Origin of the sequence: Streptomyces thermolilacinus SPC6, from assembly GCF_000478605.2 — a bacterium.
Classification (GTDB): domain Bacteria; phylum Actinomycetota; class Actinomycetes; order Streptomycetales; family Streptomycetaceae; genus Streptomyces; species Streptomyces thermolilacinus.
In genome coordinates this window covers 586,197-607,609 of sequence record NZ_ASHX02000001.1, presented here as the reverse complement: position 1 = coordinate 607,609, position 21,413 = coordinate 586,197, and the positions used below count along the sequence as shown (strand labels likewise).

The 21,413-nt window shown below is 73.4% G+C and carries 19 protein-coding genes; 11 read left to right on the top strand and 8 right to left on the bottom strand.

Going from position 1 to position 21,413, the window contains the following annotated elements:
• Positions 1–33 precede the first annotated feature (33 nt).
• Complete coding sequence (locus tag J116_RS02675) at positions 34–585, top strand: YwqG family protein (protein ID WP_037948703.1); 552 nt, start codon at positions 34–36, stop codon at positions 583–585.
• 31 nt (positions 586–616) lie between these two features.
• On the opposite strand, the gene J116_RS02670 is transcribed toward J116_RS02675, so the two are convergent.
• Positions 617–2,173: a M1 family metallopeptidase gene (locus J116_RS02670; RefSeq protein WP_023590902.1), complete on the bottom strand. Its 1,557-nt coding sequence runs from the start codon at positions 2,171–2,173 to the stop codon at positions 617–619.
• Positions 2,174–2,698: 525 nt separating this feature from the next.
• Between J116_RS02670 and J116_RS02665 the strand changes: the two genes are divergently transcribed.
• Together J116_RS02665 and J116_RS02660 are read left to right on the top strand one after the other, a co-directional pair.
• On the top strand, positions 2,699–4,036 hold the full coding sequence (locus J116_RS02665; protein ID WP_079147638.1) for a M14 family metallopeptidase: 1,338 nt from the start codon (positions 2,699–2,701) through the stop codon (positions 4,034–4,036).
• A 113-nt stretch (positions 4,037–4,149) separates the two neighbouring features.
• Positions 4,150–5,787, top strand: a complete 1,638-nt coding sequence (locus J116_RS02660) for an ABC-F family ATP-binding cassette domain-containing protein (RefSeq protein WP_023590903.1) — start codon at positions 4,150–4,152, stop codon at positions 5,785–5,787.
• 26 nt (positions 5,788–5,813) lie between these two features.
• On the opposite strand, the gene J116_RS02655 is transcribed toward J116_RS02660, so the two are convergent.
• The 4 genes from J116_RS02655 to J116_RS02640 all read right to left on the bottom strand — a co-directional run bounded on the left by J116_RS02655 (position 5,814) and on the right by J116_RS02640 (position 10,468).
• Positions 5,814–6,008, bottom strand: coding sequence for a hypothetical protein (locus J116_RS02655; RefSeq protein WP_023590904.1), 195 nt, complete (start codon positions 6,006–6,008; stop codon positions 5,814–5,816).
• Positions 6,009–6,191: 183 nt separating this feature from the next.
• On the bottom strand, positions 6,192–8,630 hold the full coding sequence (locus tag J116_RS02650) for a Tex family protein (RefSeq protein ID WP_023590905.1): 2,439 nt from the start codon (positions 8,628–8,630) through the stop codon (positions 6,192–6,194).
• Between the two features lie 134 nt (positions 8,631–8,764).
• Complete coding sequence (locus tag J116_RS02645; RefSeq protein WP_023590906.1) at positions 8,765–9,628, bottom strand: SCO6745 family protein; 864 nt, start codon at positions 9,626–9,628, stop codon at positions 8,765–8,767.
• Between the two features lie 96 nt (positions 9,629–9,724).
• The gene (locus J116_RS02640) at positions 9,725–10,468 is read right to left on the bottom strand and encodes an enoyl-CoA hydratase/isomerase family protein (protein WP_023590907.1); all 744 of its coding nucleotides are present in this window, start codon (positions 10,466–10,468) and stop codon (positions 9,725–9,727) included.
• Between the two features lie 253 nt (positions 10,469–10,721).
• Between J116_RS02640 and J116_RS02635 the strand changes: the two genes are divergently transcribed.
• The gene (locus J116_RS02635) at positions 10,722–11,165 is read left to right on the top strand and encodes an ATP-binding protein (RefSeq protein ID WP_023590908.1); all 444 of its coding nucleotides are present in this window, start codon (positions 10,722–10,724) and stop codon (positions 11,163–11,165) included.
• Between the two features lie 158 nt (positions 11,166–11,323).
• Here the strand turns inward: J116_RS02635 and idi are convergent, their stop codons facing one another.
• From idi to J116_RS02620, 3 genes are all read right to left on the bottom strand, one after another.
• Positions 11,324–11,917 (bottom strand): isopentenyl-diphosphate Delta-isomerase, encoded by a 594-nt coding sequence (idi, locus tag J116_RS02630; protein ID WP_023590909.1) that lies wholly within the window; start codon positions 11,915–11,917, stop codon positions 11,324–11,326.
• Positions 11,918–12,030: 113 nt separating this feature from the next.
• Complete coding sequence (locus J116_RS02625) at positions 12,031–12,594, bottom strand: GNAT family N-acetyltransferase (protein WP_023590910.1); 564 nt, start codon at positions 12,592–12,594, stop codon at positions 12,031–12,033.
• Between the two features lie 182 nt (positions 12,595–12,776).
• Positions 12,777–13,718, bottom strand: a complete 942-nt coding sequence (locus J116_RS02620; RefSeq protein WP_023590911.1) for a cation diffusion facilitator family transporter — start codon at positions 13,716–13,718, stop codon at positions 12,777–12,779.
• 378 nt (positions 13,719–14,096) lie between these two features.
• On the opposite strand from J116_RS02620, the gene J116_RS02615 reads away from it, so the two are divergent.
• The 7 genes from J116_RS02615 (at position 14,097) to J116_RS02585 (ending at position 21,146) form a co-directional block, all read left to right on the top strand.
• Positions 14,097–15,896: a DUF5941 domain-containing protein gene (locus J116_RS02615; protein WP_028964733.1), complete on the top strand. Its 1,800-nt coding sequence runs from the start codon at positions 14,097–14,099 to the stop codon at positions 15,894–15,896.
• Positions 15,893–16,630, top strand: a complete 738-nt coding sequence (locus J116_RS02610; RefSeq protein WP_023590913.1) for a phosphocholine cytidylyltransferase family protein — start codon at positions 15,893–15,895, stop codon at positions 16,628–16,630. The genes J116_RS02615 and J116_RS02610 overlap by 4 nt, the downstream gene beginning before the upstream one ends.
• Positions 16,618–17,679 carry an iron-containing alcohol dehydrogenase family protein gene (locus J116_RS02605; protein ID WP_023590914.1) on the top strand — a complete coding sequence of 354 codons (1,062 nt, stop codon included), beginning with the start codon at positions 16,618–16,620 and terminating at the stop codon, positions 17,677–17,679. The genes J116_RS02610 and J116_RS02605 overlap by 13 nt, the downstream gene beginning before the upstream one ends.
• Positions 17,657–18,436 (top strand): CDP-alcohol phosphatidyltransferase family protein, encoded by a 780-nt coding sequence (locus J116_RS02600; protein WP_023590915.1) that lies wholly within the window; start codon positions 17,657–17,659, stop codon positions 18,434–18,436. The genes J116_RS02605 and J116_RS02600 overlap by 23 nt, the downstream gene beginning before the upstream one ends.
• A gap of 5 nt (positions 18,437–18,441) precedes the next feature.
• Positions 18,442–19,314 carry a glycosyltransferase family 2 protein gene (locus J116_RS02595; protein ID WP_023590916.1) on the top strand — a complete coding sequence of 291 codons (873 nt, stop codon included), beginning with the start codon at positions 18,442–18,444 and terminating at the stop codon, positions 19,312–19,314.
• Between the two features lie 106 nt (positions 19,315–19,420).
• A complete protein-coding gene (locus tag J116_RS02590) occupies positions 19,421–20,350 on the top strand; it encodes an ABC transporter permease (protein WP_023590917.1) in 930 nt (309 codons plus the stop codon).
• Complete coding sequence (locus J116_RS02585; RefSeq protein WP_023590918.1) at positions 20,343–21,146, top strand: ABC transporter ATP-binding protein; 804 nt, start codon at positions 20,343–20,345, stop codon at positions 21,144–21,146. The genes J116_RS02590 and J116_RS02585 overlap by 8 nt, the downstream gene beginning before the upstream one ends.
• Positions 21,147–21,413 lie beyond the last annotated feature (267 nt).

Here is a 21,413-nt window from a genome sequence, read left to right as displayed (position 1 = left end):
CGGAGCGGGGGAGGCGGCGCCTAGGCTTTGGCCATGCTGCTCGTACACGGCGGGAGAGCCGAAGCCGACGATCCCGGACTGCGCACGGGCGGAGTGCCCCTCGTCCCGGACGGGTTCGTCTGGCCGAAGTGCCGCGAGTGCGGCGGCCCGATGCTGTTCTTCGCGCATCTGCCCCTCGAACCGGGCGTGATCGCGGTCTTCCTCTGCCAGAACAACCCGGGCATGTGCGACGACTGGGACGCCACCGCCGGTGCCAACCGCGCCTTCGTGTTCCGAGGCCCGCTGTCGGCGGCCACCGTCCCCGCCGAGGGCGAGACCCTCCTCGGTGCGGTGACCGCCCTGCGCCCCCGCCCGGCCGACACCCCGACCGAGGAACCGGTGCTCGGGTGGCTGGGTGACGAACCCCACTGGCTCCAAGGCGACGAGACTCCCGCCTGTCCCTCCTGCACCACCCGTATGACGTTCACGGCCGAGCTGGAGGAAGGAGCCGAGTTCGAGACCTCGGCCAACTTCGGCGGAGGCGGCCTCGGCTACGTCTTCCACTGCCGTCCCTGCGGCGAGGCCGCCTTCCTCTGGCAGCGATGAAGGCGGCCTCCCGCAACCGGCAGGACCGGACCTAGTCGTGGCCGTGGCCGTGGTCACTGTGGTCGCCGTGGTCACTGTGGTCGTGGACCGTGTTCGTCGCGGCGATCTTGGCCCAGGACTTCGGCGGGGCCGCCGGGGCCGGAGCCGCCGTACGGGCCGAGGCGGAAGCGCCGGACCGCTCCGCCGCCGGAACGGGCGCCGTCGCGGGCTTCGACGGCTGGTACAGCCACGTGTCGAACAGCGCGTCCAGCTCCTTGCCGGACTCCCGCTCCGCGTACGAGACGAAGTCCGCGACATCGGCGTTTCCGTGGGCCCGCTCCGTCGGCCAGCCCTTGAGGAGACGGAAGAAGTCCTCGTCGCCCAGCTCGTTGCGCAGCGCCTGGAGCGCCAGCGCGCCCCGGTCGTAGACCGCCAGGTGGAACTGGTTCTCCGGGCCCGGGTCGCCCGGCTTGACCGTCCAGAACGGGTCGCCCGCCGGACGCGAGGCGTACACCCAGTCCGCCAGCTCCTGCGCGGTGCCCTCGCCCTCCCGCTCGGACCACAGCCACTGGCTGTACCGGGCGAAGCCCTCGTTGATCCAGATGTCCTTCCAGCCCTTCACGGAGACGCTGTCGCCGTACCACTGGTGGGCCAGCTCGTGGACGACGACCGACACGTTGGAGCCGTTCGCGAACTGGCGCGGGCTGTAGAACGGCCGGGTCTGCGTCTCCAGCGCGTACCCGCTGCGCACGTTCGGCACGTATCCGCCGAGCGCGTTGAACGGGTAGGGCCCGAAGATCTCCTCCAGCCACTCGGCGACCTCGACGGTCCGCTCGATGCTCGCCCGCGCCGCCCCGGCGTTCGCCCCGAGGTCCTTGCTGTACGCGTTGACGACGGGCAGCCCGTTCGCGGTCGTGTCGGTGGTGACGTCGAACCTGCCGACCGCCAGCGTCGCCAGGTACGTGGCCTGCGGCTTGTCGGACCGCCAGTTGTAGCGGGTCCAGCCGAGCCGGGAGCTCTGCGACTGGAGGACGCCGTTGCTGATGGCCTGCGTGCCGTCCGGGACGGCGACGGACACGTCGAAGGTCGCCTTGTCGAGCGGGTGGTCGTTGGACGGGAACCACCAGACGGCCGATTCGGGCTGCTGCGCGGCCACCCCGCCGTCCGGGGTGCGGTGCCACGCGGTCCAGCCGTCGATCTTCACCTCGGACGGCTTGCCCGAGTACCGCACGACGACCGAAACCGGTCGGTCCTTCGGCAGCGGAACCGCCGGAGTGACCTCCAGTTCCTGCGCGCCCGTCGCCTTGAACGCCGCCTTCCGGCCGTTCACCCGGACGTCCAGCGCCTTCAGGCCGAGGTCCAGGTTGAAGCGGGACAGGTTCTGCGTCGGGGTGGCGAGGATCGTCGCCGTGCCCTCCAGCAGGTCCGTGGACGGCTGGTACTTCAGCCGCAGGTCGTAGTGCGTGACGTCGTACCCGCCATTGCCGCTGGCCGGGTAGTAGGGGTCGCCGATACCCGGTGCCCCGGGCACGAAGTCGGCGGCCGATGCCGGGATCGCCAGCAGCAGGGAGGCCGCGATCGCGCCCGGGACGATCAGTCTGCGGTGCACGTATGACTCTCCAAGTCGTAGGAACATCGGACGGTCTGAACGCTATTCAGCTCGGTCCGCTGGGTCATGTCCATGGCGCGCGCCGTCACACGATCGCCATCCGGCCGACATGAACCCCACCCGGCCCGTCTCGTCCCCTCCACCGCACTTGTCCCGCAATCGTCCTCTTTCTGGCGGCAGATCACGGCAGTACCGTCCGCCCATGCCGACACGCACGCGGAGAACCCCCTCCCACGCTCCCGGCTCGGCCCGGGCGGCGGCGACGCCCCTCACGAGCAGGACCCGGCACGACTCCCGCTCCCGCCAGGGAGCCCCGCTCCACGGCACCGTCCCCGACCGGCCGTCCCGCCACGCCGGCGGCCCGGAGGCGCGCACCCGCTGCCGGACCGTGCGGCGCGCCACCCGAGGCCGCCGCGCGTCACCGGTGGCAGACTCCAGCGTCGCCACCCCCGCCCCGCCCCTCCGCGCCGGTGCGGACGACCCGCGCCCGCCGCGTACCGAACCGCCGATCCCGGGAGCCGCCCGATGAGCCTCCGCCCCCTCCGCCTCCGACGCCCCCTCCGACGTTCCCTCCGCCACCCCCGCGCCCTGGCCGCCCTCACCGCGTGCGCCGCCGCCCTCACCCTGTCGGCGGGCCCCGCCCAGGCCGCCCCGGACACGGCCACCGGCCCCCAGCCGCCCGGCACGGGCTTCGAGACGAGCGGCGGAGCCCGCTGGACCGGCCAGGACGAGGAGCAGCGCTTCCTCACCGCCGTCGACCGGGGCAGCGACCGGGCGTCCCTCACCACCCTGGGCACCACCCGCCAGGGCCGCCCGCTCCAGCTCGTCCGCGTCGGCGCCGCCCCCACGGCGGCCACCACCACCGTCCTCCTCGTGTGCGGCCAGCACGGTGACGAACCGTCGGGCCGCGAGGCCTGCCTCACCACCCTCCGGGACCTCGCCCACGCCCGCGACCCGCACACCCTCCGGTTCCTCGCCCGCACCACCGTCCTCGCCATCCCCACCGCCAACCCGGACGGCCGCGCCGCGAACACCCGCCACAACGCCGACGGCGTCGACGTCAACCGCGACCACCTCGCCCTGCGCACGGCCGAGGCCCGCGCCGTCGCCCGCGTGCTGCGCGACCACCGCCCGCACGTCGTCCTCGACCTCCACGAGTACAGCGCCACACCGCCGTACTACGTGAAGGACCTCCTCGCGCTGTGGCCGCGCAACCTCAACACGAGCCCCGGCGTCCACGGCGAGGCCCGCACCCTCTCCGAGGCGTACGTCCGGCCCGCCGCCGAACGCGCGGGCCTCACCAGCGGCCTCTACGGCATCTGGACCGACCCGGTCACCGGTGAACCGGTCCGCCAGGTCGCGGGCGACGGCCAGGAGCGCATCCTCCGCAACACGACCGGCGTCAAACACGCGGTCGGCCTCCTCGTGGAGACCCGCGAGAACGCGCTCACCGACGGCGGCGACCCGGTGCGCGAGAACCGGCGCCGCGTGGACAGCCAGCTCGCCGCGCTCGACGGCGCCTTCGCGTACGTCACCGAGCGGCGCGCCCGCATCACCGCGGCCACCGCCGCCGCCCGCACGGCCGGGTACGCCGACCGGGGCCCGGTCCTGCTGGGCGGCGCCGACAACGACCCGGCCGAACCCGCCGAGACCCTCCAGAACCCGCCCTGCGGCTACCGCCTCGGCCTCGCCCAGTACGCCGAGTGGTCCGACGAGCTGGCCCTCCACGGCGTCCGCGCCGTCCCGGACGCCACGGGCGCGTTCGTCCCGCTCCGCCAGCCCCTGCGCGCCCTGGTCCCCCTCCTCCTGGACGCCCGCGCCGCGTACCACCTCACGAAGGGGGAACCGGTATCCCACTGCTGACCGCCCGGGGCGGGGCGCCCACCACGATCAGGGGCCCCGCCCCCGCGCCCGGCACGGGGGCGGGGGCCGCCGCGAACCACGGCCCCGCCACCTGGCCTAGGATCGGCGTCCTGATGACTGCCACCCTCGTCGCCAAGAACCTCGCCGCCGGACACGCCGAGCGCTCCCTCTTCTCCGGGCTCGACCTCGTCGTCGCGCCCGGCGACGTGATCGGCCTCGTCGGCGTCAACGGCGCCGGCAAGTCCACGCTCCTGCGCCTCCTCGCCGGGCTCGACACCCCCGAGGACGGCGAGGTCCACCTGTCGCCGCGCACCGCCACCGTCGGCCACCTGCCGCAGGAGCCCGAGCGGCGGCCGGGGGAGACCGTACGGGACTTCCTCGCCCGCCGTACGGGCGTCGCCGAGGCGCAGGCGGCGATGGACGCGGCGACACAGGGCCTGGTCGAGGGGGCGCCCGGAGCCGACGACGCGTACGCGGCCACGCTGGAGCGCTGGCTCGCCCTCGGCGGCGCCGACCTGGACGAGCGGGCCGAGGAGACCGCCGCCGCACTGGGCCTCACCGTGGGCCTCGACCAGCCGATGACCGCCCTCTCCGGCGGCCAGGCGGCCCGCGCAGGACTCGCCTCGCTGCTGCTCTCCCGCTACGACGTGTTCCTCCTGGACGAGCCGACCAACGACCTCGACCTGGACGGCCTGGAGCGGCTGGAGATTTTCGTACGGGGCCTGCGCGCGGGAACGGTCGTCATCAGCCACGACCGCGAGTTCCTCGCCCGCACCGCCACCAAGGTCCTCGAACTCGACCTCGCCCAGCACAGGACCGCCCTCTACGGCGGCGGCTACGACGCCTACCTGGAGGAGCGGGAGACGGCCCGCCGCCACGCCCGCGAGGACTACGAGGAGTACGCCGACAAGAAGGCCGCCCTGGAGGGCCGCGCGCAGATGCAGCGCTCCTGGATGGACAAGGGCGTCAAGAACGCCCGCCGCAAGGCGGGCGACAACGACAAGCTCGGCCGCAAGTTCCGCAGCGAGGCCAGCGAGAAGCAGGCCGCGAAGGCCCGGCAGACGCAGCGGATGATCGAGCGCCTGGACACGGTGGAGGAGCCCCGCAAGGAGTGGGAGCTGCGCATGGAGATCGCCGCCGCGCCCCGCTCGGGCGCCGTCGTGGCGACCCTGCGCGACGCCGAGGTCCGGCGCGGCGGCTTCACCTTCGGCCCGGTGACCCTCCAGGTGGACTGGGCCGACCGGATCGCGATCACCGGCGCCAACGGGTCGGGCAAGTCCACCCTGCTCGCCGCGCTCCTCGGCCGCCTCCCGCTGGACGCCGGGCACGCGGCGCTCGGCTCCGGCGTCGTCGTCGGCGAGGTCGACCAGGCGCGCGGGCTGTTCCACGGCGAGGAGACGCTGCTGGACGCGTTCTGCGCGGCCGTCCCCGACACCGAACCGGCGGAGGTCCGCACCCTCCTGGCCAAGTTCGGCCTGAAGGCCGCGCACGTGCTGCGCCCCGCGACGACGCTCTCACCGGGGGAGCGGACCCGCGCCGCCCTCGCCCTCCTCCAGGGCCGGGGCGTGAACCTGCTGGTCCTGGACGAGCCGACCAACCACCTGGACCTCCCCGCGATCGAACAGCTGGAGTCCGCCCTCGACGCGTACACCGGCACCCTGCTCCTGGTCACCCACGACCGCCGCATGCTCGACACGGTCCACGTCACCCGCCGCGTGGAGGTGGCGGACGGCAAGGTCACCGAGGTCTGACCGGGGCGTCCCCGCGAAACCGGGCGCTACGGGCGGTCTTCCGGCTCCTCGTACGTGTCGAACGTGCTGTACGCCTCGTCGTCGGGCGTCGCCCCCCGGACGCGGTCCTTCTCGTCCGGGGCGTTCGCGTCACGGTCGTCGCGCTTCTTCCCGCCGGCCGCGCGCCGGGCCTCCTCGTGGTGCTTGCGGACCTCTTCGGGCTTGTCGCCGATCTGGTTCATGGCGCTCTCCGTCTCCGTAGCCGAAGGTCTGGTGACCCGGCCAGACTCACACGCCCCGCCCCCGCCCGCACGTCGGCACAGAAGCGCCACCGGGGCGGGCAGGGAAACCCCCGCGCGCCCCGGTACGGTCCTACGGCCTCACGGCAGCCCCGGCAGTCCCACGGCTCCGCGCCGCCGCGAGCCTCAGCGGCGCCCCCTGCCACCGCCGGAGCGGCCGGAGCCACCCGAACCGCCCGGGCCACCGGACCCGCCGCCCAGCAGGCCCGCCTTCCGCAGGGCGTCCGCCATCGCGCTGTTCGCGGGCGCCGCGGCCTGCCGGTCGCCGCCCCGGCCGCCACCGCCGCGCCGCTCCTGGCCGCCGCCGGTGCCACCGGTACCGCCGCCGCCCTGGCGCTGCTGCGGCGGGCGGGCGCCCCGTTCCCGGCGCGGCCGATCGTCCGGGGTACGGCCCGCGGCCTCGTCGTCCAGGCGCAGCGTCAGCGAGATCCGCTTGCGCGGCACGTCCACGTCCAGGACCTTCACCTTCACCACGTCACCCGGCTTCACCACCTCGCGCGGGTCCTTGACGAAGTTCCGCGACATGGCCGACACGTGCACCAGACCGTCCTGGTGCACGCCGACGTCCACGAACGCGCCGAAGGCCGCCACATTGGTGACGACGCCCTCCAGCACCATCCCGGCCGCCAGGTCGCCGATCTTCTCGACGCCCTCCTTGAACGTCGCCGTGCGGAACGCCGGACGCGGGTCGCGGCCCGGCTTCTCCAGCTCCCGCAGGATGTCCGTCACGGTCGGCAGACCGAACTTCTCGTCGACGAAGTCGTCCGGCCGCAGCGACCGCAGCACGCCCGTGTTGCCGATCAGCGCCGCGACCTCGCCGCCGGTCGTCTTCACCATCCGCCGCACCACCGGGTACGCCTCCGGGTGCACCGCCGAGGCGTCCAGCGGGTCGTCGCCGCCCCGGATGCGCAGGAAGCCCGCGCACTGCTCGTACGCCTTCGGGCCGAGGCGCGGCACGTCCTTCAGCGCCCGCCGCGACCGGAACGGGCCGTTGGCGTCCCGGTACGCCACGATGTTCTCGGCGAGTCCCGAGCCGATGCCCGAAACGCGCGAGAGCAGCGGCGCCGAGGCAGTGTTGACGTCCACGCCGACACCGTTCACACAGTCCTCGACGACCGCGTCGAGCGACCGGGACAGCTTCACCTCGGACAGGTCGTGCTGGTACTGGCCCACTCCGATCGACTTCGGGTCGATCTTCACCAGCTCGGCGAGCGGGTCCTGCAGCCGCCGCGCGATCGACACGGCGCCGCGCAGCGACACGTCGAGGCCGGGAAGCTCCTGCGAGGCGAACGCCGACGCCGAGTACACCGAGGCACCCGCCTCCGACACCATCACCTTCGTCAGGTTCAGCTCGGGGTGGCGGGCGATCAGGTCGGCGGCGAGCTTGTCCGTCTCGCGCGACGCCGTGCCGTTGCCGATGGCGACCAGCTCGACGGAGTGCTCCTTCGCGAGCCGCGCCAGCGTCGCCAGCGACGCGTCCCACTTGTTCTGCGGCACGTGCGGGTAGACCGTGTCCGTCGCGACGACCTTGCCGGTCCCGTCCACCACGGCCACCTTGACGCCCGTGCGGTAGCCGGGGTCGAGCCCCAGCGTCGCGCGCGTCCCGGCGGGCGCGGCCAGCAGCAGGTCCCGCAGGTTCGCGGCGAACACCCGCACGGCCTCGTCCTCGGCGGCCGTGCGCAGTCGCAGCCGCAGGTCGATGCCGAGGTGCACCAGCACGCGGGTGCGCCACGCCCAGCGCACCGTGTCCGCCAGCCACTTGTCGGCCGGGCGGCCACGGTCGGCGATCCCGAACCGCCGGGCGATCATGCCCTCGTACGTGGACGGGCCCTCGACCGGCTCCTCCGGCTCCAGGACCAGCTCCAGCACGTCCTCCTTCTCGCCGCGCAGCATCGCCAGCACGCGGTGCGAGGGCAGCTCGGTGAACGGCTCCGCGAAGTCGAAGTAGTCGGCGAACTTGGCGCCCGCCTCCTCCTTGCCCTCGCGGACCTTCGCCACCAGCCGGCCGCGCGTCCACATCCGCTCGCGCAGCTCACCGATCAGGTCGGCGTCCTCCGAGAACCGCTCGGTGAGGATCGCCCGCGCGCCCTCCAGCGCGGCCCCCGGGTCCGCGACGCCCTTGTCCGGGTCCACGAACGCGGCGGCGGCCGCCAGCGGCTCCACCCCCGGGTCGGCGAGCAGCCCGTCCGCGAGCGGTTCGAGACCGGCCTCACGGGCGATCTGCGCCTTGGTGCGCCGCTTCGGCTTGAACGGCAGGTAGATGTCCTCCAGGCGGGCCTTCGTGTCGGCCTCCCGGATGCGCGCCTCCAGCTCCTCGGTCAGCTTGCCCTGCTCCCGTACGGAGTCGAGGATCGCGGCGCGCCGGTCCTCCAGCTCCCGCAGGTACCGCAGCCGCTCGTCCAGGGTGCGCAGCTGCGCGTCGTCGAGCGTCCCGGTCGCTTCCTTGCGGTAACGCGCGATGAACGGCACGGTCGAGCCGCCGTCCAGCAGCTCCACGGCCGCCCTGACCTGCCGCTCCCGTACGCCGAGCTCCTCGGCGATCCTGCCTTCAATGGACGTCGTCACGGTGTGTCCCGACCCGCCTTCCGTGCCTTCAGGTTGCCGTCGCATTCTGCCTGGCCGGGGCGGGATGTGTCGCATTCCCGGCACGCCGGGCCGCGCCCGCGTGCCCGGCCCGCGCCGGGCACGCGGCGGTCGGGTCAGCCCCGCCCGGTGAGGTCGCGGGGGAAGGCGCCCGCGGCGGCGGCCGTCGCGAGGAAGCGCTTGGCCAGCTCGGTGAGCCGTTCGACTCCGGCCGCGCCGAGACGGGCGTAGGGCGCCGTGTCCATCCGGTCCGTGTGGTCCTCGACCTCCTCGCGCAGGGCCGCGCCCGCCTCCGTGAGCGCTCCCCCCTCGTCCATCAGGCCGCGGTCGCGCAGCCGCTCCACGGCGGCGTCCCAGTCGGCCTGCTCCCAGCCGCGCGAGGCGAGCACCCAGCGCGGCGAGACGCCCGTGCCTGTCGCGGTGTGGCTGACGACGGCCTCCAGCGGGTCCAGCCCGGCGCTGAGCAGGGCGGCCAGGTGCGCGTCCCCCCGGTGCTCGCGCAGCAGCGTCGCCGCGTGCCAGTACGCGAGGTGCGGGGCGTCCGGCACCGGCAGGTCGGCGTGCGCCGCGTACAGGGGCCGGGCGTGCCGGGCGCACGCCTCGGTGGCGCGCAGGGCCAGCTCGGCCGCCTCCGCCAGCTCGGCCGAGTCCACCGCGTCGCCGAGCAGCCGCCGTACGGTCCGGTCGACCGCGCGCAGCCGCGCCGCGAGCACGTCCGCCGGGGAAGCGGTCTCCCAGACGGCGGGCAGGTGCCGGGCTATGAGGGCGTGGTCGAAGTTGTAGAACGTCCCGGCCACCGCTCCCGCGCCGACCGCGCCCATCGCGGCGGCGCGCCCCGCGAAGTAGGCGGCGTGCGGATCGGTGACGCCGACACCGGCCAGCTCCTCGCCGAACTCGGGGGAGAAGTAGACCGTCGAGTGGAAGAGGTTCACCGGGTGGTGGCAGCGGCGCACGGCGCGCGGCGGGAGAGTCGTCGTCATGCCGCACACGTTACCGACTGGTCGGTACGGAGCGAAGGATTCCGCTCCGGTCCTGTGCGGGCAGCTCCGGTCCGGTCCTGGCCGAGTGTGGGCGGTTCAGCCCCGGTAGGTGAACACGGGCGCCCGCCGCTCCAGGAACGCGGCCACGCCCTCCGCCTGGTCGCCGCTCTTGCGCGCCTCCTCCGCCCAGTGCGCGTCTCGGTCGGTCGCCCCGGCGGCGAACTCCTTGGCGGCGGCCTGCGTCAGCGGCGACCGCGACAGCAGGACCGTCACGAACTCCGCCACCCTGCCGTCCAGCTCCCCGGCGGGCAGCAGCTCGTCCACCAGGCCCGTGCGCAGCGCCCGCCGGTCGTCGATCAGCTCGGCGGAGAACAGCAGGTACTTCGCGGTCGCGGGACCCACGAGCGAGACCAGCCGCCGGGTGGACGCGGCAGGGTAGACGATGCCGAGCTTCGCGGGTGTCACCCCGAACCGCGCGCCCTCCTCCGCGAACCGCAGGTCGCAGGCGGCGGCGAGCTGGCACCCGCCGCCCACGCAGTAGCCGCGCACCGCGGCGAGCGTCGGCCGGGGGAAGGCGGCCAGGGCCTCCTCCGCCCGCAGCGCCAGCGACGGCTGCCGGTCGTCCGGCTCCCGCAGCGTGGAGATGTCGGCCCCGGCGCAGAACGTGTCGCCGTCGCCGGTCAGGACCAGCGCCCGTACGTCCCGGTCGGCGGCCAGCTCCTCCAGCAGCTCGGGCAGGGCCCGCCACATGGCGGCCGTCATGGCGTTGCGCTTGGCCGGATTGCTGATGACGACGGTCGCGACCCCGTCCGTGACGCGGTGCAGCAGCTGCGGCTCCATGCGCCGGATGCTATCCGGGCGCCCGCGCGCCCCGGCCGGGAAGGGCGCGCTGCGGCGGCCGTACCGGGAGGGGCGCGGGGAGAACGGGCCCCTCAGAAGGCATCCAGATCCCGTCGAATTCGCAAAGAAGATCACCGAAAGCGGGCGATCTCTGTCGATGGTTGGTCAGTTCCAGTCACCTTCCCGGAGCGTCGGCCCCGGGGCCAACACTCGATCCGTGGCGACAATCGAGCACGAGAGTGGGAGCCGGACCATGGAGAGCCGCGGAAGCGTCCCGGCCCGGCCGCTGTCGTACGAAGGGGTCTGGCGCTTCACCGCACCCGCGGTGGACGCCTCCGTACCGCAGGCCCGGCACGCCGTCCGGGACCTGCTGAGACGTCAGGGCGTCCCGGCCGCCGATGACGTCGTCGAGGGCCTGCTGCTGATCGTCTCCGAGCTGGTGACCAACGCCGTGCGGCACGCGGCGCTGCTCTCCCCGCAGGTCGCGGTGGAGGTCGCGGTCGGCGCCGAGTGGGTGCGGGTCGCCGTCGAGGACAACCACCCGTACCGGCCGAAGGCGCTGGAGGCCGACTCCGGCAGGACCGGCGGCCGCGGGCTGCTCCTGGTCCGCGAGATCACCCGCGAGGCCGGAGGCGCCTGCGACGTGGAGCACACCGCGAGCGGCGGCAAGATCATCTGGGCCGCCCTGCCCCTGTGACCCGGCCCCGCGAGCCCGTCATGCCCCGCACCACCGGGCCCGAGCGCCCCGCACCACCGCACCCGTCCCCGCCCCGGCTGCCCGCCGCCCCACACGCGGACGCCCCCGGCCGCGTACGACCGGGGGCGCGCCACCGGGATCGCCCGGGCGGCAGGGGTTCACCAGCCGCCCGTCGCCCCCGTCAGCTCCCTGATGGCGGGACGCGCCGCGTCCAGGACGGTCATGAACCACGCCGAGAACGGCACCGACGCGTGCCGCTCCGCCAGCTCCCGCGCCGTCACGAAGGCGGTCTCCTCGACCTCCTGGGGGTCCGGCCGCAGCGGAGCCTGCACCATTCCGACGAACAGGTGGTTGTACTCCTGCTCCACCAGGCCCGACACCGGGTCCGGGTGGTTGTAGCGGACCGTGCCCGCCTCGGCCATCAGCGACGGCGAAACGCCCAGCTCCTCCGACACCCGCCGCGCCGCCGCGGTGAACGGCGCCTCACCCGGGTACGGGTGCCCGCAGCAGGTGTTCGACCAGACGCCGGGGGAGTGGTACTTGCCGAGCGCCCGGCGCTGGAGCAGCAGCCGCCCCTCCTCGTCGAAGAGGAACACCGAGAAGGCCCGGTGCAGCCGACCGGGCGCCTGATGCGCCGACAGCTTCTCGGCGGTGCCGATGGTGGTGCCGTTCTCATCGACCAGCTCCAGCATGATCGACGGTGCGGCTCCGCTCGGCGCGCTGGTCGCCGCGGTGGCGGGTGTGGTCGGCATAACCATCCTTCGCATCGGTTTCTCGGCCCTGTGGGGCAATCCTCAGTCTGCCGTACGGAATCCGCTCGCCGGGACACCGCTTCCGCGTCCGCCCGGTCGAACGTGTACGCCGGTCAGACGCCGAACGCGGCCGGATAGGTGATCGTGCCCGCGGGCACCGCGGCCCGGTCGTCGAGCCGGAGCGCCATCATCACCTCGTCCGGCACGTCGAAGGACGGCCGGATCCCGTACCGCGACGCCGGTACGAAACCGAAGCGCGGGTAGTACTCCGGGTGGCCGAGCACCAGCACCAGCGGTTCGCCCGCCAGCCGCGCCGCCTCCAGCACCGCCCGGACGACCGCCTGGCCGGCGCCGCGGCGCTGGTGCTCCGGGGCGACGGCGACCGGGGCGAGCGCCGCCGCGGGGGCGTCCCCGACCCGGCAGCGGGTGATCAGCGCGTACGCCGCGACCGACCCGTCCGGCGCCTCGGCGACGTACGAGAGACCCGGCAGCCAGGCGTCGGGGTCGGCGCGCAGCGCGTCCACGAGGTCCGCCTCGGCGGGCGTCTCGAAGGCGGCCGCGTTCACGGCGTGGACGGCGGCGCGGTCGGTGTCCGTCTCGGGACGGGTCCGCCAGCGTGGCCGGGCGGAGGAGGAGAAAGGAGAGGCGGTGGTACGGGAGAAGTCGTCGTGGGACAACGTGGAAACCCCTTGGACGGGCGGGTCCCCGGCCGGTCTGTTCAGCCGGACACCCGGGAGCCGGAGTGAGAACGCAGCTCGTCGCCGCCGAGCGCGGCGCTGACCAGGGCGGTCATCGACCTCAGCTCCTCTCCCGGGATCGTCGCGGGTGTCTCCCGCGCGAGAGCCTAACAGCCGGGTGATCAGTGGCACAGGCCCGGCTCGTGCGCCGCGTGCCCGCTCGGCTCCAGCTGGAACGTGCAGTGCTCCACGTCGAAATGGCCCACCAGGCACTCCTGGAGCGCGTGCAGCATCTTCTCGTGGCCCGCCCCGTCGAGCACGCTCGGCTCCACGACCACATGCGCCGACAGCACCGGCATCCCGGACGTGATCGTCCACGCGTGCAGGTCGTGGACGTCCTCCACCCCGGGCAGGTCCAGCAGATGCCTGCGCACCTCCGTCATGTCCACGCCCTTCGGCGCCGACTCCAGCAGTACGTCCAGCGTCTCCCTCAGCAGCTTCACCGTGCGCGGCACGATCATCACGGCGATCACCAGCGACGCGATCGGGTCCGCCGCCTGCCAGCCCGTGGCCAGGATCACCCCGGCCGCCACCAGCACCGTCACCGAGCCCAGGGCGTCCGCCAGCACCTCCAGATAGGCGCCGCGCACATTGAGGCTCTCCTTCTGCCCGCGCACGAGCAGGGAGAGCGACACCATGTTCGCGACCAGGCCGACCAGGGCGAAGACGATCGCGAGACCGCCCTTCGTCTCCGCCGGTGTGACGAACCGCTGCACCGCCTCGAACAGCACGTACCCGCCGGCCCCCAGCAGCAGCAGGCAGTTCGCCAGCGCCGCCAGGATCTCCGCGCGGGCGTAGCCGTACGTCCGGTTCGCGGTCGCCGGACGGTTCGCCATGCGGATCGCGAACAGCGCCATCGCGAGGCCCACCGCGTCGGTCGCCATGTGGGTCGCGTCGGCGATCAGGGCGAGCGAGTCGGCGAGGACACCGCCGACGATCTCCACGACCATCACGGACAGCGTGATCGTCAGCGCCACCCGCAGCCGCCAGCGGTGCGCGGCGCCCGCCGTACCGGACGGCGGCGGCCCTCCGTGCGTGTGCCCGTGGTTGTGCCCAGCCCCCATGAGTCGCCTCCCGATCAGCTCCGTGACTGCGTTCCGCGCCGCCAGTCAACTACGGGTGGGGGGTATGGGCAAGCTGAGGTTGAACACCGTTGTCATTGCCTCTGACCTGGGCTTTCACGCTCCGGCCGACAGGCGCGCCCGTCTCGCCCGGAGTCGTACGGTCCGCTTCTTCCGCGGGCGGCCCCGACCTGGGGTTTGTGGGCCGAGCCGATGATCGAGGATGATGAGCCCGCCCCCGGGCCGGGCGCCGCCGTCCACGCCAAACCTCGGTGAACTGCGCCTTCCGTCCATCCGATAGCCTCTGCCGACGTGCCGCCGCCCCCGACGGGGCCGAGCCGCCGCGCCCCAGCAGCTGTCAGCTCCAAGGAGTGAGTTCGTCTGTCGACCGCCATCCTCACCGGTCCTCCGGTACCCGGATCGCCGCTCGAGGGCGATCTGCGGTCGCTGGGCTTCGAGGTCCGCACCGCCGCGGACCCGCGCGAGACCGCCGCGCTGCTCGCCGCCGTACCGGCCGGTGAACGCGTCGCCGTCGTGGACCCCCGCTTCGTCGGCCACCAGCACGCGCTGCGGCTCGCCCTGACCGACCCCCGCTTCCCGGCGGGCGCGGCCCCGGGTGCCCTCACGGCCCAGCCCGAGGCCCGCCCCGCCCTGAACAGCGCCCTGGCGGCCCTGTCCGAAGGGCCGGGGGAGGGCGACCCGCTCCCCGACGCGCTCGCCGCCGCCCTGGAGGCCGACGGCGTCGCCGTGCACCGCCCCGAGCTCGGCTCGCTCGTCGCCGCCGTGCCGGCCAGCCCGCAGGCCCGCAAGGAGACCCGCGACGCCGTCGCCGCCGTCGACGACGAGGCCGTACGCCTCCGCTCCGCCGTGAAGTCCCGCGACGGGTTCTTCACCACCTTCTTCGTCAGCCCGTACTCGCGCTACCTCGCCCGCTGGTGCGCCCGCCGGGGCCTCACGCCCAACCAGGTCACCACCGCCTCGCTGCTCACCGCCCTCGTCGCGGCCGGCTGCGCGGCGACCGGCACCCGCGGCGGCTTCGTCGCGGCCGGGCTGCTGCTCCTGTTCTCCTTCGTCCTGGACTGCACCGACGGGCAGCTCGCCCGCTACTCCCTGCAGTACTCGACACTCGGCGCGTGGCTCGACGCCACCTTCGACCGGGCCAAGGAGTACGCCTACTACGCGGGACTCGCCCTCGGTGCGGCACGCGGCGGCGACGACGTGTGGGCGCTCGCCCTCGGCGCGATGGTCCTCCAGACCTGCCGGCACGTCGTGGACTTCTCCTTCAACGAGGCCAACCACGACGCCACCGGCAACACCAGCCCCACCGCCGCCCTCTCCGACCGGCTCGACAGCGTCGGCTGGACGGTCTGGCTGCGCCGCATGATCGTCCTGCCCATCGGCGAGCGCTGGGCGATGATCGCGGTCCTCACCGCCGTCACCACCCCCCGCGTCGTCTTCTACGCGCTGCTCGTCGGCTGCGCCTTCGCCGCCTGCTACACCACCGCCGGACGCGTCCTGCGCTCCCTCACCCGCAAGGCGCGCCGCACCGACCGCGCCGCCCGCGCCCTCGCGGACCTCGCCGACAGCGGAGCCCTCGCGGAGGCCGCCGCCAAGGCGCTGCGCCCCGTGGCCCGCCCGCTCGGCGGCCGCACCCCGTACGCCGTCGTCGGCGCCGCCGCGCTGCTGGCCGCCGCCTGCGCCGCCCCGCTCGACGGCCCCCTCGTCGTCCTCGCCGCCGTCCTGTACGCCGTGGCCTCCGGCGCCGCCGTCGCCCGCCCCCTCAAGGGCGCCCTCGACTGGCTCGTACCGCCCGTCCTGCGCGCCGCCGAGTACGTCACCGTCCTCGTCCTGGCCGCCCGAGCGGACGCCCCCGGGGCCCTTCCGGCGGCGTTCGGGCTGGTCGCGGCCGTCGCCTACCATCACTACGACACGGTGTACCGCATCCGCGGCGGCACCGGCGCGCCGCCCGCCTGGCTGGTGCGGACGCTCGGCGGCCAGGAGGGGCGCACGCTGCTGGTGGCCGTCCTCGCCGCACTCCTCGCGACGGGAGGCGGCGACGGCTTCACCCTGGCGCTCACCGCCCTGGCCGGCGCCGTGGCGCTGGTGGGGCTCGCGGAGTCCATCCACTTCTGGGTGTCCTCCGGAGCACCCGCCGTACACGACGAAGGAGAACCCGCATGATCGGCCTCGTACTGGCAGCCGGTGCCGGACGGCGTCTGCGCCCCTACACCGACACCCTTCCGAAGGCTCTCGTGCCGGTGGACGGCGACAAGACCGTCCTCGACCTCACCCTCGCCAACTTCGCGGAGGTCGGCCTCACCGAGGCCGCGATCGTCGTCGGCTACCGCAAGGAGGCCGTGTACGAGCGCAAGGCCGCCCTGGAGGCCGCGTACGGGCTGAAGCTCACCCTCGTCGAGAACGACAAGGCCGAGGAGTGGAACAACGCCTACTCCCTGTGGTGCGCCCGTGACGTGCTGCGCGAGGGCGTCATCCTCGCCAACGGCGACACGGTCCACCCCGTCTCCGTCGAGCACACCCTCCTGGCGGCGCGCGGCGGCGACAAGCGGATCATCCTCGCCCTCGACACGGTGAAGTCCCTCGCCGACGAGGAGATGAAGGTCATCACCGAGGACGGCCTCGGTGTCCGCCGCATCACCAAGCTCATGGACCCGGCCACCGCCACCGGCGAGTACATCGGCGTCACCCTCATCGAGCCCGAGGCCGCCGACGACCTCGCCGACGCGCTGAAGGCCACCTTCGAGCGCGACCCCGACCTGTACTACGAGGACGGCTACCAGGAGCTCGTCCACCGCGGCTTCCGGATCGACGTGGCTCCCATCGGAGAGGTCCGCTGGGTGGAGATCGACAACCACGACGACCTCGCGAAGGGCCGTGAGATCGCGTGCCTGTACTGACCCGGCTCATCCCCTCGCCGGTCGTCGTCGACATCAGCGACGGCGCGATGGACAAGCTGGCCGCTCTCCTCGCCGACCAGCGGATCTCCGCGTCCGGCAAGCTCGCCATGGCCATCAGCAACGGCTCAGGCCGCGCCCTGCGCGAGAAGCTGGAACCGCTGCTGCCCGACGCCCACTGGTACACGGTCGACGACGGCACCATCGACTCCGCCGTCCGCCTCGCCGACGCCATCCGCGGCAAGCGGTACGACGCCGTCGTCGGCGTCGGCGGCGGCAAGATCATCGACGTGACCAAGTACGCCGCCGCGCGCGTCGGCCTGCCCATGGTCGCCGTCGCGACGAACCTCTCCCACGACGGCATCTGCTCGCCGGTGTCCACGCTCGACAACGACAACGGCCGCGGCTCGTACGGCGTGCCCTCGCCGATCGCGATGGTCGTCGACCTGGACGTGATCCGCGAGGCCCCGCAGCGGTTCGTCCGCTCCGGCATCGGCGACGCCCTGTCCAACATCTCGGCCATCGCCGACTGGGAGCTGTCCCACCGGGTCACCGGCGAGCCCGTCGACGGGCTCGCCGCCGCCATGGCCCGCACCGCCGGTGAGTCCGTGCTCCGCCACCCCGGCGGCGTCGGTGACGACGAGTTCCTCGTGGTCCTCGCGGAGGCCCTGCTCCTCACCGGCATCGCCATGTCGATCAGCGGCGACACCCGCCCCGCGTCCGGCGCCTGCCACGAGATCAGCCACGCCTTCGACCTGCTGCACCCCCGGCGCGCCGCGCTCCACGGCGAGCAGGTCGGCCTCGGCGCCGCCTTCGCGATGCACCTGCGCGGCGCCCACGACCAGGCGGGCCTCTTCGCGGACGTGCTCCGCCGCCACGGCCTGCCGGTGCTGCCCCAGGACATCGGCTTCACCGCCGACGAGTTCGTCGCGGCCGTCGCCTACGCGCCGCAGACCCGCCCGGGACGGTTCACGATCCTGGAACACCTCGACCTGTCCACCGACCAGATCAGGGACGCGTACGCCGACTATGCAAAAACCATCGGTAGCTGAGCTCCGCCCCGTCGTCCACCCGCCGGGTGTGAAGGACCGGCGCAGCGGCGAGCACTGGGGCGGCCGCCTCTACATGCGCGAGGTCTCGCTGCGCGTGACCCGTCACCTGGTCACGACGAAGGTCACGCCGAACCAGCTCACGTACGTGATGACGGTCGCCGGCGCGCTGGCCGCCCCGGCGCTCCTCATCCCCGGCATCCCCGGGGCGCTGCTCGGCGTGCTCATGGTGCAGTTGTACCTGCTGCTCGACTGCGTCGACGGCGAGGTCGCCCGCTGGAAGAAGCAGTTCTCCCTGGGCGGTGTCTACCTCGACCGTGTCGGCGCCTACCTGTGCGACGCGGCCGTGCTGGTCGGCTTCGGCCTGCGCGCCGCCGACCTGTGGGGGAGCGGGCGCATCGACTGGCTGTGGGCGTTCCTCGGCACGCTCGCCGCGCTCGGAGCCGTACTGATCAAGGCGGAGACCGACCTGGTCGCCGTCGCCCGGCACCAGGGCGGGCTGCCGCCGGTGAAGGAGGCGGCGTCCGAGCCGCGCTCGTCCGGTCTGGCGCTGGCCCGCCGCGCCGCCGCCGCGATCAAGTTCCACCGGCTCCCCCTCGGCATCGAGGCCAGCTTGCTGATCCTGGTCCTCGCCGTCGCCGACACGGTCCGCGGCGACCTGTTCTTCAGCCGCCTCGGTGTCGCCGTCCTCGCCGGGATCGCGCTGCTCCAGACGCTGCTGCACCTCGTGTCGATCCTCGCGTCCAGCAGGCTGAGGTGACGGACATGAAACTCGGTGCCGTCATCATCACCATGGGCGACCGCCCCGACGACCTGAACGCCCTGATCGAGTCCGTCGCCCGCCAGGCCGGCGAGCCGGTCGAGGTCGTCGTCGTCGGCAACGGCGCCCCCGTCCGGGGCGTCCCCGGCTGGGTCCGCAGCGTCGACCTGCCCGAGAACCTGGGCATCCCCGGCGGCCGCAACGTCGGCATCGAGGCGTTCGGGCCGAACGGCTCCGACGTGGACGTGCTGCTGTTCCTCGACGACGACGGGCTGCTGCCCAACAAGGACACCGCCCAGCTCATCCGCGAGGCGTTCACCGCCGACCCGCGGCTCGGCATCGTCAGCTTCCGCATCGCCGACCCGGACACCGGAGTCACCCAGCGGCGGCACGTGCCCCGGCTGCGGGCCTCCGACCCGATGCGGTCCTCCCGCGTGACGACGTTCCTCGGCGGCGCCAGCGCCGTACGGACCAAGGTCATCGAGCAGGTCGGGCCGCTGCCCGGCGAGTTCTTCTACGCGCACGAGGAGACCGACCTCGCCTGGCGCGCCCTGGACGCGGGCTGGATGATCGACTACCGGTCGGACATGGTGCTCCACCACCCCACGACCGCCCCGTCCCGGCACGCCGTCTACCACCGGATGGTGGCGCGGAACCGGGTCTGGCTGGCCCGCCGCAACCTGCCCGCGCCGCTGGTCCCGGTGTACGTCGGGGTATGGCTGCTGCTCACCCTGCTGAGGCGCCCGTCGGGGCCCGCGCTGAAGGCGTGGTTCGGGGGCTTCAAGGAGGGCTGGACGACGCCCTGCGGGCCCCGGCGCCCCATGCGGTGGCGTACGGTGTGGCGCCTCACGCGACTGGGCCGGCCGCCCGTCATCTGACAAGCTCGGACCCGGCGGCACGGTGTCCGGAAAGGGACGCCACCCTGACCGGACACCGCGCCGCACCCCTTCCGCCCCCGCACCGTGAACACGAAAGTTTCGACCTGTGAGTGAGACAACCCACGACCGAGCGGTCGCCGTGAGTGTCCCGCCCTCGCCCGACGACGGCCTGACGCCGGCTGAGCTGGCGGCCAAGTACGGCCTGTCGGTGAGCGGCGCCCGGCCGGGCCTCGCGGAGTACGTCCGGCAGCTGTGGGGACGGCGTCACTTCATCCTGACGTTCTCCCGGGCGAAGCTCACGGCCCAGTACAGCCAGGCCCGCCTCGGCCAGCTGTGGCAGGTGGCCACGCCGCTGCTGAACGCCGCGGTGTACTTCGCGATCTTCGGCCTGATCCTGGACGCCGGCCGGGGCATGGACAAGCAGGTCTACGTCCCGTTCCTGGTGACGGGCGTCTTCGTGTTCATGTTCACGCAGACCTCCGTGATGTCCGGCGTGAAGTCGATCTCCGGGAACCTGGGCCTGGTGCGGGCGCTGCACTTCCCGCGCGCCTCGCTGCCCATCTCGCTCGCGCTCCAGCAGCTTCAGCAGCTGCTGTACTCGATGCTGGTGCTGTTCGTCATCGTGGCGGTGTTCGGCAGCTACCCGTCGCTCGCCTGGCTGCTGATCGTGCCCGCGCTGGCGCTGCAGTTCATGTTCAACACGGGCCTCGCGATGATCATGGCGCGGCTCGGCAGCAGGACGCCCGACCTGGCGCAGCTCATGCCGTTCATCATGCGGACGTGGATGTACGCGTCCGGCGTGATGTTCTCCATCCCGATCATGCTGCGGGACAAGCCCGCGTGGATCGCGGACGTCCTGATGTACAACCCGGCGGCCGTGTACATGGACCTCATCCGCTTCGCGCTGATCGAGGGCTACACCTCCGACAACCTGCCCGACCACGTCTGGGCGGCCGCGGTGCTGTGGGCGGTCGTCGTCGGCGTCGCCGGGTTCGTGTTCTTCTGGAAGGCTGAGGAGCGGTACGGCCGTGGCTGACGACATCGACGGCGCCCGCCCGACCGGGCCGCGCATCCCCACCGTGATCGCCGACGACGTGCACATCGTGTACCGGGTCAACGGCGGCGGCTCCGCGGGCAAGGGCAGCGCCACGGCGGCACTCAGCCGCATCCTGCGCCGCGACAAGGGCGAGAGCCGGGGCGTTCGGAAGGTCCACGCCGTGCGCGGCGTCTCCTTCACCGCGTACCGGGGCGAGGCCATCGGCCTCATCGGCACCAACGGCTCGGGGAAGTCCACCCTGCTGCGGGCCATCGCCGGCCTGCTGCCCACCGAGCGGGGCAAGGTCTACACCGACGGCCAGCCCTCGCTCCTCGGCGTCAACGCCGCCCTCATGGGTGACCTGACCGGTGAGCGCAATGTGATCCTCGGCGGCCTCGCGATGGGCATGTCCCGCGAGGAGATCAAGGAGCGCTACCAGGACATCGTCGACTTCTCGGGCATCAACGAGAAGGGCGACTTCATCACCCTGCCCATGCGGACGTACTCCTCCGGCATGGGAGCCCGGCTCCGCTTCGCCATCGCCGCCGCCAAGAACCACGACGTCCTGATGATCGACGAGGCGCTGGCGACGGGTGACCGCAAGTTCCAGATCCGCTCCGAGGAGCGCATCCGCGAGCTCCGCAAGGAGGCCGGCACGGTCTTCCTGGTGAGCCACAGCAACAAGTCGATCCGCGACACGTGTGACCGGGTGCTGTGGCTGGAAAAGGGCGAGCTGCTGATGGACGGGCCGACCGACGAGGTCCTCCGGGCGTACGAGAAGGAGACCGGCCGCTAGTCGCCCGCCTCTCCGTCGAACCGCACGCCACGCCAGCGGGGCCCGGCCGGGCACAGCGGTCCGGGCCCCGTGTCACGGGTGTGCGTGCCGCGAGCCGGACGGGGCCGTACGGGGCGAACGACGTAAGCTGTACCGGTTCTTTCACGCCACGTGTGGTGATAGTTCCAGAGGACCGGCGGCGTGTCCGAAATAGGATGTTTTGGGTGCGCGGTGTAGAACGGGAGACGTGACGGCCATGACGGAGAATCCCCAGCCGACCCCAGGGTC